Genomic DNA, 13,963 nt, shown 5'->3' on the forward strand with positions numbered 1-13,963 from the left:
GGAAGGGTCGCTTTGTTCACGCGCCGGGCATGGCCCAGCGCGCGCCTCAGGTCAACGCGCTTGCGGCTTGTCGTTGTCTTGCGAGGAGGCGATCAGGGCGGCGATGCGGTCGGTCGAATCGGCGGCCTGGTTGATCATGTCCAGCGGCGAGCTGGCGCGGACCGAGGCGGCGACCTGGTTGGCGGCCGACTTGGCCAGCGAGACGGCGGCGTTCTGGGCCAAGGCCAGTTTCGAGGTGGCGGCGGCGATCGTGGTGGCCTGGGCGTTCTGGTAAATGAAGCCGTGGGTCGGATAGACGGTGGTGCCCAGATCTCGAATCGGGTCGTACCAGACCTTCACGGCGCTCCAGTCGCCGGCTGGCGAGACGTCGACCACGGTGACGTCTTTTTCGACTTGGCCGCGGCCGCCGTCGATGATCGACCAGTTGGCGTGGGTCACCTGGATCACCCGGTCGGTCAGCACCTGGCTGACGAAGGCGACGTGGCCAAGGTTCATGCGGGCGGTGGGCTTGAAACAGAGAACGGCGCCGGAGCGGGGCATGAAGCCGGTGTCGTACTTGCCGACCGCCTGGGTCCACCAGGTGCGGGCGTCGCCAAAGATTTGGATGCCCGACATCAGACGCGCGAACGGGACGCACTGCCAATACCCGTCAGCCTGCGCGCCGGTCATCGGCACAAGGCTGATCATGGCGGCCGCGGCCAGGGAACCCCAGAAGGTTCTCGTCCGTTTCGTCATGCTTTGGGTGCTCCCCCGCGTCACTGAGCCAAGGGATAACCCTGACAGACAGATATGAAAAGTCTGTTTATCCGGCGCTAATCGTGGCAGGGCGTCGCGACCGCCAGCCTCGCGCCCAAGCTTTCATGCGTTCGCGGGCCGGTTTCTCGATGAGGTGATACGACATCGCCGACAGCGGGACCAGCGCCAGAACAATCGCCAGCCAAGCATAGAGGGGCAGTTGCTCGCCCTCGATCTTCAAAAGCCTGGCCGCTGCATTGCCCGCCAGGATCTTCCAGGGGATGCAGATCATGTAGGTCGAGTAGCTGATCTCGCCCAAGTACACGAGCGGGGCTTGGGTCGCAAAGCGTGACCCTGCGGCGGCCATGCCCGCGAGGGTGACGATCAGCCCCCCCAGGGTCATGACGATGATCTGGTCCGGGGCGCCGAAATGCACGGCCAGAAGCACGGCGGCGCCCGCGAAACAGGCAGCCAGCCCTGAGAATCGTCCGGTCACGGCGCCGGAGCGCCACAGGGCGTGCAGGGCGCAGCCATAGGCGAAGCACGGCACGATGCGCAGGAACCCCCAGCGGATGGTGGCCTCGGTCAGCGGAAAGCCGGCCAGGGCCTGGAAGGCCGGATAGAGCGCGGCGATCAGGGCCAGGGCCAGGCAAACGGCGACCCGCGGCCGATCCCGCAGCCGCCAGGCGGCCAGGGCGAAGATCGGGAAACTGAGATAGGCGAACCACTCGGCCGAGATCGACCAGGACGGATGGTTCCAGCCGGCCAACGGCGCGAAGCCCCAGGCCTGGACCAGCAGCAGATTGGCGGGCAGGGCGCTCCAGGCCAGCATGTTGTGATCGACGGCGATGCCGGCCAGGCCGGCGGCGGCAGCCATCAGACCCACGCCGACCAGGGTAACCAGATGCAGCGGATAGACCCGCGCCATCCGGTTCCAAAGGAAGTCGCCATAGCGGAACGTTCCCGCGCCGAAGCCCTGCAGATAGACGTGGCAGAGGATGAAGCCCGACAGGGTGAAGAAGGCCTCGACGCCCAGATAACCCTTGCCAATAATCGCCGGCGGGAGGGCCGCCGAGAGGTTTGGCCAGTAGTGATACATCACCACCCAGAAGGCCGCGAAGAACCGAAGGGCCGTCAGGGGCTTGATATTGGCGGCGTCGGGCATCATCTCGACTCTTGGTTTGGCGAAGCCTGGGGGCTTCCGTCGCGTCCCTTGCATGGACGGCGCCTCTTGTGGGGGAGGCGCAGACGCGTTTTCCACACCGAAGTTAGAACGGTACGATGAACGAACTCCTTGACCTCGCCGCAGATCCGGCCGCCTGGGCCGCCCTGGTCACCCTGATCGTCATGGAGGTCGTGCTCGGCATCGACAACCTGGTGTTCATCTCGATCCTGTCCAACAAGTTGCCCGAGGCCGACCGTGGCCGGGTGCGCAAGATCGGCATCTCTATGGCCTTGATCATGCGGCTGGTCCTGCTGTCGACCATCGCCTTCATCGTCGGCCTGGTTCACCCGGTGATCGACCTGGGGATCGTCGGACCGCTGAACGCCCATGGCGAACCCAGCTTCGAGACCGCCTTCTCGTGGCGCGACCTGATCCTGCTGGCCGGCGGCCTGTTCCTGATCTGGAAGGCCACCAAGGAAATCCACCACAGCGTCGATCCGGCCAAGGACGAGTCCGCGCCCGACGTGAAGACGGCGGCGATCTCCAATGTCGGCGGCGCGATCTTCCAGATCATCCTGCTGGACATCGTGTTTTCGATCGACTCGATCCTGACCGCCGTGGGCATGACCGATCACCTGCCGATCATGATCATCGCCGTGGTCGTGGCCGTGGGCCTGATGATGGTGGCCGCCGACCCGCTGGGCAATTTCATCAACAACAATCCCACCGTGGTCATGCTGGCCCTGGGCTTCCTGCTGATGATCGGCGCCGTGCTGATCGCCGAGGGCTTCGGCGTCCATGTGCCCAAGGGCTACATCTACGCGGCCATGGCCTTCTCGGGCGGGGTCGAGGGGCTGAACATGATGTCGCGCAAGAAGGGCGGCGGAAAGGGCCACTAGAGCATTTCCCGACCTGACTGCGTCAGGCCGTGAGCTCTAATCTTTTGTTTTGACGCATTTTTCTTCACGCGAACCAGAACCGCTTCGCTCGAAAAATGCTCTAGCCCCCGTCTTGGCTGGGAACATCTCGGCTGGGGACAGGCCCATGCGCCTGTCCCCAATCCTGCCCGGACCCGCACTTGCGCCCCGGATCTCTACAAGAAGCTGTACGGGTCCACGTCGAACACCACCCGCACCGAGTTCGGGACCTTGGCCCGCGCCCGCCAGGCCGCCAGAAAGCCCTGCAGATCCACTGAGCGATCCGCCCGGACCAGGAACCGCTTGCGCCGCCGGCCGCGCACCAGGGCCAGGGGCGCGTCGGCGGGGCCAAACACCTCCACCCCTTCGGCATTGGGCGTCGCCGCCGCCAGGGCCTGGCAATAGGCTTCCAGGGCGGCGGCGTCCGGCCCCGAGGCGATCACCGCCGCCAGGCGGCCGAACGGCGGCAGGCCGGCCTCCTGGCGCATGGCCATCTCGGCCTCGACGAAGGCGTCGCGGTCCTGGGCCTTCAGGGCCTGCAGCACGCCATGCTCCGGCGCGTAGGTCTGGAGAAGCGCCCGACCGGGCTTCTCGTGGCGGCCCGCCCGCCCGGCCGCCTGGGCCAGCAGTTGGAACGTCCGTTCCCCGGCCCTCAGGTCGCCGCCGCGCAGGGACAGGTCGGCGTCGACCACGCCCACCAGGGTGAGGTTGGGAAAGTTGTGACCCTTGGCGGCGGCCTGGGTGGCCACGAGAATGTCGATATCGCCCGCCGCCATGGTCTCGACCAGCGCCCGCGCCCCGGCCGCGTCGAACACCGTGTCGGACGAGAACACCGCCACCCGCGCGTCGGGCCACAGGTGGCGCGCCTCCTCCTCCACCCGCTCGACGCCCGGACCGATCGACACCAGGCTGTCCTTGGCATGGCAGTGGGGGCAGGCCTCGGGCTTCTTCATCGAGAAGCCGGTCAGGTGGCAGACCAGCCGGCCGGTATAGCGATGCTCGACCAGCCAGCTGTCGGTGTCGGGCGACTTCATCTTTTCGCCGCAAGCCCGGCACAAAACGAGTGGCGCATAGCCCCGGCGATTGAGGAACAGCAAGGATTGCTCGCCGCGCGACAGGGCCAGCGACACGGCCTTGACCAGCGGCGGCGACAGCCAGCGGCCGGGCTCCGGCGGGGTCTCGCGCATGTCGATCAGGTCAATGTCCGGAAGTTGCGCCGCGCCGTGGCGGGCGCTGAGGCGCAGCCAGCGATAGCGACCCTGCTGGGCGTTCCACAGGCTCTCCAGTGACGGCGTCGCCGAGGCCAGCACCACCAGCGCCCCCTCGATCTTGGCGCGGGCTACGGCCAGGTCGCGGGCCTGGTAGATGAAGCCCTCTTCCTGCTTGAACGAGCCGTCGTGCTCCTCGTCGACGATCACCAGGCGCAGGCTTTTGAACGGCAGGAACAGGGCCGAGCGGGCCCCGACCACGATCCGCGCCTGGCCGGTGGCCACGCCCTCCCAGGCCCGTCGGCGCCTGGGCGGCGAGACGCCCGAGTGCCACTCGACCGGCGCGACGCCGAACCGCTGCTCGAAGCGGGCGATCACCGCCTGGGTCAGGGCGATCTCGGGCAGTAGGATCAGCACCTGGCTCTGCGGGTCGGCGGCCAAGGCGGCGGCGACGGCCTCCAGATAGACCTCGGTCTTGCCCGAGCCCGTTACCCCGTCCAGCAGGGCCGCCTGGAAGCCGCCGGCCGCCAGCATCTGGGCCAGTACGTCGGCCGAGGCCTGCTGGCTGGGATTGAGGGTCTGGGCCGGCAGGGAGAGGTCGGGCTGGGGAAAGCTTTGGTCGGGCTCTATCCAGGTCACGGCCAGCGCGCCCTCGTCGACCAGCCCCTTGACCACGCCGGTCGAGACGCCCGCCGCCGTGGCCAGGGCGCCCGAAGCGATAGGGCCAGCCTGGGCGGCGGCCAGCACCTTCAGCCGGGCGGGCGTCATGCGCGCGGGCTGTGTTCCGGTCAACACCAGGGCCTTGTCGGGCTTGGCGGCGGGATGACGCAGGCCGCGCAGGGCCATGGCCAGGGGCCAGGCTGGGATATCGACCGAATAGCGCGCCGCCCAGTCGATGAAGGTCAGCACGCCGGGCGGCAGGGGCGGGTCGTCCACCCGCTCCAGAACCGGCTTGAGCGGCCGGTTCTGACCGGCGCCGTCGCGCATGGCGGTGACCACGCCGCGAATCACTCTTGGACCCAACGGAACGGTCACATGGTCGCCGACCACCAACCCCAGGCCCTCCGGCTCGGCATAGTCGAAGGCCTCGGGCAGCGGCATGGGCAGCAGGACGGAGGCGATGCGGGGCATGGGACCTGACATGGGCGGAGTTCGGGTTCTGCCTTGGAAACGTTCCCAGGTCGAGACGGCGCGTCGTCACCCATAAGCGGCTGTTAACCGAACCTGGGGCTTCATCAGGGTTGTCCCCGCCTGCCCAGCATATGGGGACTCAGTGTGGATGGAGTAGAGCGACCATGACCGACGCGACCCAGGCGATGTCGCCTCATCCCGTCCACGCCGACGCCGTCCGCGACTTCCTGCGCGCCGAGCCCGACTTTCTGCATCGGGATCCCGACCTGCTCAGCGACCTGGGCCTTCGCGCCGACGCCAGCAATGTCGTCGATTTCGGACCCCTGGCCCTGGCCCGCGCCGCCGCCGCCCATCAGCGCGAGGCGGGCGTCCGCCGCGAGATCGAGGCCACGGCCCGCGCCAATTTCTCGGCCCAGGCCCAGACCCACGCGGCGGTGATCGACCTGCTTGACGCTCGCAACCATTCCGATCTCGCCCGGCGCGTCGACGACATGGCCGCCCTGCGCTTTGGCCTGGCCGCCGGCGTGGTGGTGCTGGAAGGCCCTGGCCGCGTGCCGGCCGGCTGGCACGCCCTGATCGACGGCCAGATCGACATGATCATGGGCGACCACGGCGTCGCCCGCATGGGCTTCCACGCCCCGGCCCTGGGCCTGTTCGGCGACCGCCTCGACACCATCAAGAGCATGGCCCTGGTCCGCCTGGCCGTCTGGGAGCCGTCACGCCAAGGCCTGCTGGCTTTCGGCTCGGCCGACCCCGACGGCTTCTCCGCCGACATGGGAACCGAGCTGGTCTCGTTCCTGGCCCGCGTCGTCGAACGCACGGCCGAGCGTTGGCCGGTGCTGTGAGTCCTCTTCTCCTCCCCCGTAAAACGGGGGAGGTGGACGCGAAGTGGACGGAGGGGGCGTTCCCGCCGCCGCAACGCGCCCTCCGTCACGATGCGTATTCGCATCGCGCCACCTCCCCCGCTGCGCGAGGGAGGAAGTGACCCCCCCCAACACCGCCCGCGCCGCCCTGGCCGCCTGGCTCGAGCACCTGGCCCACGAGCGCCGCGCCTCGCCGCGCACCGTGCGGGCCTATGGCGACAACGTGACAGCCTATCTGAATTTCATGGAGCGCCATCGCGGCGAGGCCCAGTCGGTCGCCGACCTCGGCGCGGTCACCGCCGCCGAGCTGCGGGCCTATCTGGCCTTTCGACGCGGCGGTTCCCTCTCTCAAGACGGGGAGGGCCTCTCCTCCCGCTCGCTGTCGCAGAGCCTGTCGTCGATCCGCGCCTTCCACCGCTATCTCGACCACCGGCTGGACACCCCCAACGCCGCCATTGGCCTGGTGCGCGGGCCGCGTATTAAGGTCGGGGCTCCGCGCCCCGTGACCGAGGACCAGGCTCATGGCCTGATCGCCGAGCTCGGCCTCGACCCCGACCGCGACGATTGGGAGGTCGTCCGCGACCAGGCGGTGCTGACCCTGCTGTGGGGCTGCGGCCTGCGGATTTCCGAGGCCCTGTCTCTGCTGCGCAAGGACGCGCCGCTGGGCGAGATACTGCGGATCACCGGCAAGGGCGGCAAGACCCGCATCGTGCCGGTGCTCGACGCCGTGCGGGCCGGGATCGAAGCCTATGTCGCCGTCCTGCCCTTCGCCCTGACGCCCGACGAACCGCTATTTCGCGCCAAGCGGGGCGGGCCGCTGTCGCCGCGCCACGTCCAGGCCACGATGCAGACGTTGCGCGGCCGTCTGGGCCTCTCGGACCGCGCCACCCCGCACGCCCTGCGCCACTCCTTCGCCACCCACCTGCTGGGAGCCGGCGCCGACCTGCGCTCGATCCAGGACCTGCTGGGCCACGCCTCGCTCTCGACCACCCAACGCTACACCCAGGTCGACGCCGCCGGCCTGCTGGCCGCCTATGGCAAGGCCCACCCGCGGGCCTGAGTGGCGGCGATGTGACATTCCGTCACGCGAGCTCGCCCACAGCGCTGCTATTAACCGCGTTTTTACGGCGTTCAGCGCTTGTAGGTTCAAGACCGGAAATCGTCCTCCTTCTCGGACGCGCCCGGACATGGGGTTTGTGATGAAGTTCGACGATCTGAAGATTTCGACCAAGGTGGCCCTGCCGGCCGTCATCCTGACCGTGGTGGCGCTGTCCATCACCGGCGTGGGCGCCTGGCAGGCCAAGAAATCCGAAACCACCACCAGGGTGCTGGTCGAGCAGCGCGCGCCGGCCGAGTTGGAAGCCGCGCGGTTCAACCGCCGCATCACCGGTATCGGATATGCGGCCTATCGCACCGTTTCCAATAGCGGGGCCTCGGCCGAAGCCAAGGAGGCCAGCGGCGAGATCGACAAGGCCTATAAAGACGCCAAGGACAACCTGGCCAATATCAAGAAAGCCGATCCCTCGACCACCAAGGCGGTCGCTGGCTTTCAAACCCGCCTGGACGCCATCTATTCCAGCGCCCGCCAAGGAGCCGACCTGGGTCTTCAGGACGCCAATGACGCCGCAAAGATGGTGATGGGGGTCATCGATCCCGACATCGCCAGCCTCAACAAGGACGTCACCGCCTTCAATAACCACCACAATGACGATACCAAGGCGATGGTGGCCAAGGCCGCCAAGGCGTCGGCCGCGGGTTCGCTGGCGAGCATCCTGTTCGGCGTGATCGCCTCGGCCGCCGCCATGATCTTCGCCCTGTGGATCGGCCGCTCGAAGATCTCGGCCCCGCTGACCAACCTGTCACGCACCATGGAAGTTCTCGCCCAGGGCAGCGTCGATGTCGAAGTCGTCGGCGCCCAGCGCAAGGACGAGGTCGGCGGCATGGCCCGTTCGGTCCAGGTGTTCAAGGACAACGCCCTGGCCCTGCGCACCGCAGAGGCCGCGCAGCAGCGCGTCAGCGCCGAGACGGAAGCCGAACGTCAGCGCAACCAGGAAGCCGCCGAGATCGCCGCCCGCGAACAGGCCTTTGTCATGGAAAACATCGCCACCGGCTTGACCCGCCTGGCGGAAGGCGACCTGACCTATCGCGTCGACGCCCAGTTCCCGCCGGCCTATCAGCGCCTGCAGAGCGATTTCAACGGCGCCATCACCCAGATGGAAGAGGCGATGCGCACCATCGTTCAGGCCGCCAATAGCATCGGCTCTGGCTCCGACGAGATCGCCTCGGCCGCCGACGACCTGTCGCGCCGCAGCGAGCAGCAGGCCGCCAGCCTGGAAGAAACCGCCGCCGCCCTGGACGAGATCACCGCCACGGTGAAGCGCTCGTCGGCCGGCGCCGTCGAGGCCTCGCGCGTCGTCACCTCGACCCGTTCCGACGCCGAACGCTCGTCGGTGGTGGTGCGCGGCGCCGTCGACGCCATGAACCAGATCGAGAAGTCGTCGCAGTCGATCAGCCAGATCATCGGCGTCATCGACGAGATCGCCTTCCAGACCAACCTGCTGGCCCTGAACGCCGGCGTCGAAGCCGCCCGGGCCGGTGACGCGGGCCGCGGCTTCGCGGTCGTCGCCCAGGAAGTTCGCGCCCTGGCCCAACGCTCGGCCGACGCCGCCAAGGAGATCAAGACCCTGATCTCGTCCTCGACCCAACAGGTCGCCTCGGGCGTCAACCTGGTCGGCCAGACCGGCGAGGCCCTGCAGGCCATCGTCGGCAAGGTCAGCGAGATCGACGCCCTGGTCAGCGAGATCGCCGCCGGCGGCGCCGAGCAGGCCACCGGCCTCAACGAGGTCAACGCCGCTGTCAATCAGATGGACCAGACCGTCCAGCAGAACGCCGCCATGGTCGAGCAGTCGACGGCGGCCAGCCACGCCCTGAAGGGCGAGGCCAACAGCCTGATGCAGATGATCGGCCGTTTCCAGGTCAGCGGCGCCCAGGTGGCCCGCACCACCACCACGCGCCGCGCCGCCCCGCCCACCCAGGTGACCCGCGCCCCGGCCCGTCCGGTGCTGTCGCCGGCCTCCTCGGCCAGCCGTCCGGGCGCCAATCCGGTCCGCGCCGCCCAGGCCAAGGTCGCCGCATTCGCCGGCTCGGCCCAGCCGTCCTCGGACGATTGGGAAGAATTCTAGGGTTCAGTAAGCGTACCGCCCTCGCGTGACTGAGGGCGTCTCCTCCCCTCGAGGACTTTTAGGAAGGCCCCGCCGGTTCGCCCCGGCGGGGCCTTTTTAAGTTGGCCCCCGTCACACCGCGAGTTCGCTCACCGGCTTCGCTTCACTGGGGCGACCTTCCCACGGAAGGCGACCTCGCCCCAGATGTGGCATCTAGCTAGCCTCGCTTGGATTTACCCACACAAACTCTCACACTGCTTCTCGACCCTATATCGTCGCTTGATGCCTCGCACACTTGTACCCACACTGGAATTGTGGCAAGCGAGAGATGTGGCAAATTCGGAGCGAGTCGATGACGGATTTGAGGGAGGCAGCTGTAGCTGAATTGGCGGCGCTTGAGCTTTCGCTTGCGTCAGACCCGCGCTACCAAAAAATAAAGGCTATCAAGGATCTCTTGGCTGTTTACGGAGGCCATACACCTGTGTCGGCAACGCCGGCGCCAGTTCGCCCTGTAGCGTACGCAAATGCCGAGGCTCCGGTACACCCCAAGAACGCCCGCTTAGTTTTGAGGCGCTCGAACCCAGACCGCGAGCGCGCCTTGAATGCTGCAGCCGAATACATCGCAGAACGCACGTTACCAACGCGGACGGCGGAAATCCTCACGCACCTTGGCGAGTTGGGCATTCCTGTAGCCGGGACCGTACCTCTAAGTAATCTGAGCGCGATGTTGCACCATTCCCCACTCTTCCAAACCCACGGACGGAGTGGCTGGACGCGAGCAATCGACAACGCTGAGGAAAATGCATCGTTGATGGAGGCAGGTGCCTCGGCCGCCTCTGAAAATGACGATGATGAGGAGGATTATGGGGGTTTGTAACGCCAGCGAAGCGCTGATGGCACAAACGAAAACGACCCAAAGTCCGTGCAAGGACTAAGGGCCGCTCGTGCAATGACTACGACCGAGAAACGGCGATAGACATAGCTCTCCAAGAGCCAAGATCGTCGCACGTCTCGGTCGGTTTTTCAACCCCATTTACCGCGGAGAAAACGCGATGGGACCCGACTACACTGTGCCTGTGCGGAACTACGACCGCATCCGTGACGGCCACCTGGAGCACGTTCGGCGCCACAAGCGTCGCCCGCGCCGGTGGTTCCGCCGTCCGAAACCCTCACACGCTTAATGACCATTGCGCGGCGTTGAAGAAGACTTGAGCACCAAGCCCTTCAGCAGGATAGCCAGCAGAAAAGTGGCGGGGCCCGTTTCCGGGACCCCGCCATGCACCCATTTTAGCTCGCGTGCTCACTACATTTGGACCGCCTAAGCTTGCGTCACCCAGCCCTCGACGCCCATGGCCGCCTGGCGCAGGGCCTCGGAGCGGGTGGGGTGGGGATGGCAGGTGCGGGCCACGTCTTCCGACGACCCGCCAAACTCCATGGCCAGGCAATATTCGGCGATCATGTCGCCGACGCTCGGACCCACCATGTGGGCGCCGAGGATGCGGTCGGTCTTGGCGTCAGCCAGCACCTTCACGAAGCCCTCGGTCTCGTGGTTGATCTTGGCCCGGCTGTTGGCCAGGAACGGGAACTTGCCGACCTTGTAGGCGACGCCCGCGGCCTTCAGTTCGTCCTCGGTCTGACCCACGGTGGCGACCTCAGGCTTGGTGTAGATGACACCCGGGATGATGCCGTAGTTCACGTGACCCGCCTTGCCGGCGATCAGCTCCATGCAGGCGATGGCCTCGTCCTCGGCCTTGTGAGCCAGCATCGGGCCGCTGGTGACGTCACCGACCACCCAGACGCCCGGCGCCGAGGTCTTGAAATGGTCGTTGGCGATCACGCCGCGCTTGTCGGGCGTAATGCCCACCGTCTCCAGGCCCAGGCCTTGGGTAAACGGACGGCGGCCAATGGCCACCAGCACATAGTCGGCCTGCAGGGTCTCGGCCAGGCCGCCGGCGGCGGGCTCGACGGTGACCTGCACCTGCTTGTCGGTCGAGGTCGCGCCGGTGATCTTCGAGCCCAGCTTGAACTTGAAACCCTGCTTGGTGAGGATCTTCTGGAAGGCGGTGGCCACTTCGGTGTCGGTGCCCGGAATGATGCGGTCCAGATATTCGACCACGGTGACCTCGGCGCCCAGGCGCTTCCACACCGAGCCCAGTTCCAGCCCGATGACGCCGGCGCCCACGACGATCAGGCTCTTGGGCACTTCCGGCAGGCTGAGCGCGCCGGTCGAGTCGACGATCCGTTTGTTGTCGATGGTCACGCCCGGCAGCGGGGTGGGCTCCGAGCCCGTGGCGATGACGATGTTCTTGGCCTCGAGCACGGTCTCGCTGCCGTCCTCGGCCTTGACGACCACCTTGCCCAAACCTTCAGGAGTGTGTCCGTCGATGCGGCCCCAGCCCTTGATGTAGTCGACCTTGTTCTTCTTCATCAGGAACTCGACGCCCTTGGTCAGGGCTTCGACGCTCTCGGCCTTCTGGGCCATCATCTGCGGCAGGTTCAGCTTGGGCTTCACCTCGATGCCCAGCTTGGCGAACTCGCCATTGGTCGCGGCGTCGAACATTTCCGAAGCGTGCAGCAGCGCCTTGGACGGCATGCAGCCGACGTTCAGGCAGGTGCCGCCCAGCTTGCCGCGACCTTCGACGATGGCGGTCTTCAGACCCAGTTGCCCGGCGCGGATCGCGCCGTTGTAGCCGCCGGGGCCGCCCCCGATGATGACGACGTCGTATTGAGCCATGGATCTTCGCCTTGAGACGCGCCGCGAATGGCGCCGGACAAAAAAATGGGGCCTGCACCCCGGTTTCCCAAGGGGCGGCGCGCGCGCGTACTTCCTAGCGCCTTCGTCCCAAGGATCAACCCACAGAGCGCTAAAGGCTCAGTTTGCTCGTGTCTTGCTCAAGTCCACCCAGGCGATCAGCAGGCCGACGACCGCCATCACGGCGATGATCGTCAGGTTCGACTGGCGCTGGCCGGGCGGGAAGGTGGCGTCATAGACCGGTCCCTGCATCCACAGCCAGCCCAGGGCGTCGCCGACGTAGGCGATGGCGAACACCAGCCAGGCCCGCCCCTTGGCCAGGGCCAGCCGCCAGGCGGCGACGAAGTAGAGGATGACCACCGCGCACAGCAGGATCACGCGCGGCCAGGACAGGGTGTCCATCAGGGCTTCGTGCGACTTGACGATGTCGGTCAGGACCAGCAGGCGAAGTTTGTAGAGTAGGGTGAAGGTGGCCGGCACGGCGACCATGAGGGCGTACAACGCCACGGCTGCGGCCAATAGCCAGCGTAGATATTTCATCGCGACCTCCCCAGGCTTACGGGGAGGCTAGACCCATGAGCGGGTCTGTGAAAGTCACCACGTGGCGTGATGACCTAGAGGTCCACCACCTCGCACTTCAACCGCTGGCGGATCTCGTCGGCCACGATGGCGCGGTGACAGCAGCGGGCGTCGTCCTCGTAACAGAGCAGGGCGATGCGTTTGCGTCCCGCCAGGTCGATCGCCTCGCCCAAGGCGACCTGGGCCGACGGCTCGGCCAGATGGGCGTGGAAAATCTCGCGCATCTCGTCGGTCCGCCCCGCCCGCGCCGCGTCGCGTCCGGCCTTGGGCGTGCCCAGCGGGCGCAGGTGCACGTAGTCGATGCCCTCGGCCTTGAGGCTGTTACCCAGCAGGGTCTTGGAGAACCCCGCCTTGCGCGACGAGGCCACGGCCCGCACGTCGACGACCGTCTCGACCCCGGCCGCCTTGAGCCGGGCGATCATCCCGGCCTGGGTGTCAGTCTGGTAGCCGATGGTCGCGAGGCGATTTTTCATGGCGGGCTCCATGGACGAGGCAACGCGGCGAGCCTAGTTTAGGCTCCAGTGGCCGCAACGGGAGCTTTTCGCCATGGACGCGGCCGTGTTTCGGGATCCCCGACGACGTTTCATCCCGATCGACAGCCGGGCCGGGGCTGGCGAGATGGCGGTGCTGGAGTTCGGTCCGGCCGATCGCCCGGTCGACGTGGTCTTCGTCCACGCCAACGGCTTCAACGCCCAGACCTACCGCGCCCTGCTGGCGCCGCTGTCGGCGGGCCTGCGGGTGATGGCGGTCGACCAGCGCGGACACGGCTCCAGCCGGCTGGCCGCCGATCCCGCTCGTCGTCGAAACTGGCTGGACCTGCGCGACGACCTGCTGGCCCTGCTGGTGGTGCTCGACCAGGCGCCGGTGGTGCTGGCCGGCCATTCGATGGGCGGCACCGTCAGCCTGCTGACGGCCGCCGAGGCGCCCAAGGCGGTCAGCGGTCTGGTGCTGCTCGACCCCGTGATCATGCCGCGGCTCCTGGCGCTCTACGCCCACCTGCCGTGGACCTCGGGCGCGCTGTGGAAGCGCATGCCGATGGTCCAAGGCGCCCTGCGCCGGCGGGCGGTGTTCGACAATCGCGAGACCGCGTTCAGCGCCTATCGCGGCCGCGGCGCCTTCAAGACCTGGCCCGAGGCCATGCTGACCGACTATGTCGGCGGCGGCTTCAAGGATCGCGACGACGGCGCGGTCGAACTGGCCTGCGCCCCGGCCTGGGAGGCCTCCAACTACAGCGCCCAGGCGCATGATCCCTGGCGAGCAATGGCGCGGCTGCGCTGCCAAGCGCGGATCCTGCGGGCTGAGCGGGGCTCGACCTGCCGGGTCGGCGACCCCGAACGGCTGGCGCGGCGCTATCCGAAGGTGTCGGTCGAGACCGTGGAAGGCGCGAGCCACTTCCTGCCGATGGAACGGCCCGACCTGGTGCGGGAAGCGATCTTCGAGATGGCGACCTAG

The 13,963-nt window shown here is 67.3% G+C and carries 12 protein-coding genes; 6 read left to right on the plus strand and 6 right to left on the minus strand.

Annotation, left to right across the window (positions count from 1 at the left end):
• Positions 1–51: 51 nt before the first annotated feature.
• Both ACP694_RS05145 and ACP694_RS05150 read right to left on the minus strand, forming a co-directional pair.
• Positions 52–735 (minus strand): CHAP domain-containing protein, encoded by a 684-nt coding sequence (locus ACP694_RS05145; protein ID WP_426010939.1) that lies wholly within the window; start codon positions 733–735, stop codon positions 52–54.
• 67 nt (positions 736–802) lie between these two features.
• Positions 803–1,900 carry an acyltransferase family protein gene (locus ACP694_RS05150; RefSeq protein ID WP_426011298.1) on the minus strand — a complete coding sequence of 366 codons (1,098 nt, stop codon included), beginning with the start codon at positions 1,898–1,900 and terminating at the stop codon, positions 803–805.
• 116 nt (positions 1,901–2,016) lie between these two features.
• Between ACP694_RS05150 and ACP694_RS05155 the strand changes: the two genes are divergently transcribed.
• Positions 2,017–2,799, plus strand: coding sequence for a TerC family protein (locus tag ACP694_RS05155; RefSeq protein ID WP_426010941.1), 783 nt, complete (start codon positions 2,017–2,019; stop codon positions 2,797–2,799).
• A 194-nt stretch (positions 2,800–2,993) separates the two neighbouring features.
• Here ACP694_RS05155 and ACP694_RS05160 read toward each other — a convergent pair whose 3' ends face one another.
• Entirely contained in the window at positions 2,994–5,156 is a 2,163-nt protein-coding gene (locus tag ACP694_RS05160; RefSeq protein ID WP_426011299.1) for a primosomal protein N', read from the minus strand.
• Between the two features lie 164 nt (positions 5,157–5,320).
• Between ACP694_RS05160 and ACP694_RS05165 the strand changes: the two genes are divergently transcribed.
• The 4 genes from ACP694_RS05165 (at position 5,321) to ACP694_RS05180 (ending at position 10,057) form a co-directional block, all read left to right on the plus strand.
• Positions 5,321–6,001: a DUF484 family protein gene (locus tag ACP694_RS05165; protein ID WP_426010942.1), complete on the plus strand. Its 681-nt coding sequence runs from the start codon at positions 5,321–5,323 to the stop codon at positions 5,999–6,001.
• 136 nt (positions 6,002–6,137) lie between these two features.
• Positions 6,138–7,079 (plus strand): tyrosine recombinase XerC, encoded by a 942-nt coding sequence (locus ACP694_RS05170; protein ID WP_426010944.1) that lies wholly within the window; start codon positions 6,138–6,140, stop codon positions 7,077–7,079.
• Between the two features lie 139 nt (positions 7,080–7,218).
• Positions 7,219–9,201, plus strand: a complete 1,983-nt coding sequence (locus ACP694_RS05175) for a methyl-accepting chemotaxis protein (protein ID WP_426010946.1) — start codon at positions 7,219–7,221, stop codon at positions 9,199–9,201.
• Between the two features lie 331 nt (positions 9,202–9,532).
• Positions 9,533–10,057 carry a hypothetical protein gene (locus ACP694_RS05180; RefSeq protein ID WP_426010948.1) on the plus strand — a complete coding sequence of 175 codons (525 nt, stop codon included), beginning with the start codon at positions 9,533–9,535 and terminating at the stop codon, positions 10,055–10,057.
• A gap of 441 nt (positions 10,058–10,498) precedes the next feature.
• On the opposite strand, the gene lpdA is transcribed toward ACP694_RS05180, so the two are convergent.
• From lpdA to ACP694_RS05195, 3 genes are all read right to left on the minus strand, one after another.
• A complete protein-coding gene (gene lpdA, locus ACP694_RS05185; protein ID WP_426010950.1) occupies positions 10,499–11,914 on the minus strand; it encodes a dihydrolipoyl dehydrogenase in 1,416 nt (471 codons plus the stop codon).
• Between the two features lie 138 nt (positions 11,915–12,052).
• Positions 12,053–12,472 (minus strand): hypothetical protein, encoded by a 420-nt coding sequence (locus ACP694_RS05190; protein ID WP_426010951.1) that lies wholly within the window; start codon positions 12,470–12,472, stop codon positions 12,053–12,055.
• Positions 12,473–12,546: 74 nt separating this feature from the next.
• Positions 12,547–12,984 carry a DUF488 family protein gene (locus ACP694_RS05195; RefSeq protein WP_426010953.1) on the minus strand — a complete coding sequence of 146 codons (438 nt, stop codon included), beginning with the start codon at positions 12,982–12,984 and terminating at the stop codon, positions 12,547–12,549.
• Positions 12,985–13,057: 73 nt separating this feature from the next.
• Here ACP694_RS05195 and ACP694_RS05200 point away from each other — a divergent pair, with 73 nt between their 5' ends.
• Positions 13,058–13,963, plus strand: coding sequence for an alpha/beta fold hydrolase (locus tag ACP694_RS05200; protein ID WP_426010954.1), 906 nt, complete (start codon positions 13,058–13,060; stop codon positions 13,961–13,963).

It is taken from the genome of Caulobacter sp. DWR2-3-1b2 (genome assembly GCF_049896345.1).
Taxonomy (GTDB): Bacteria; Pseudomonadota; Alphaproteobacteria; order Caulobacterales; family Caulobacteraceae; genus Caulobacter.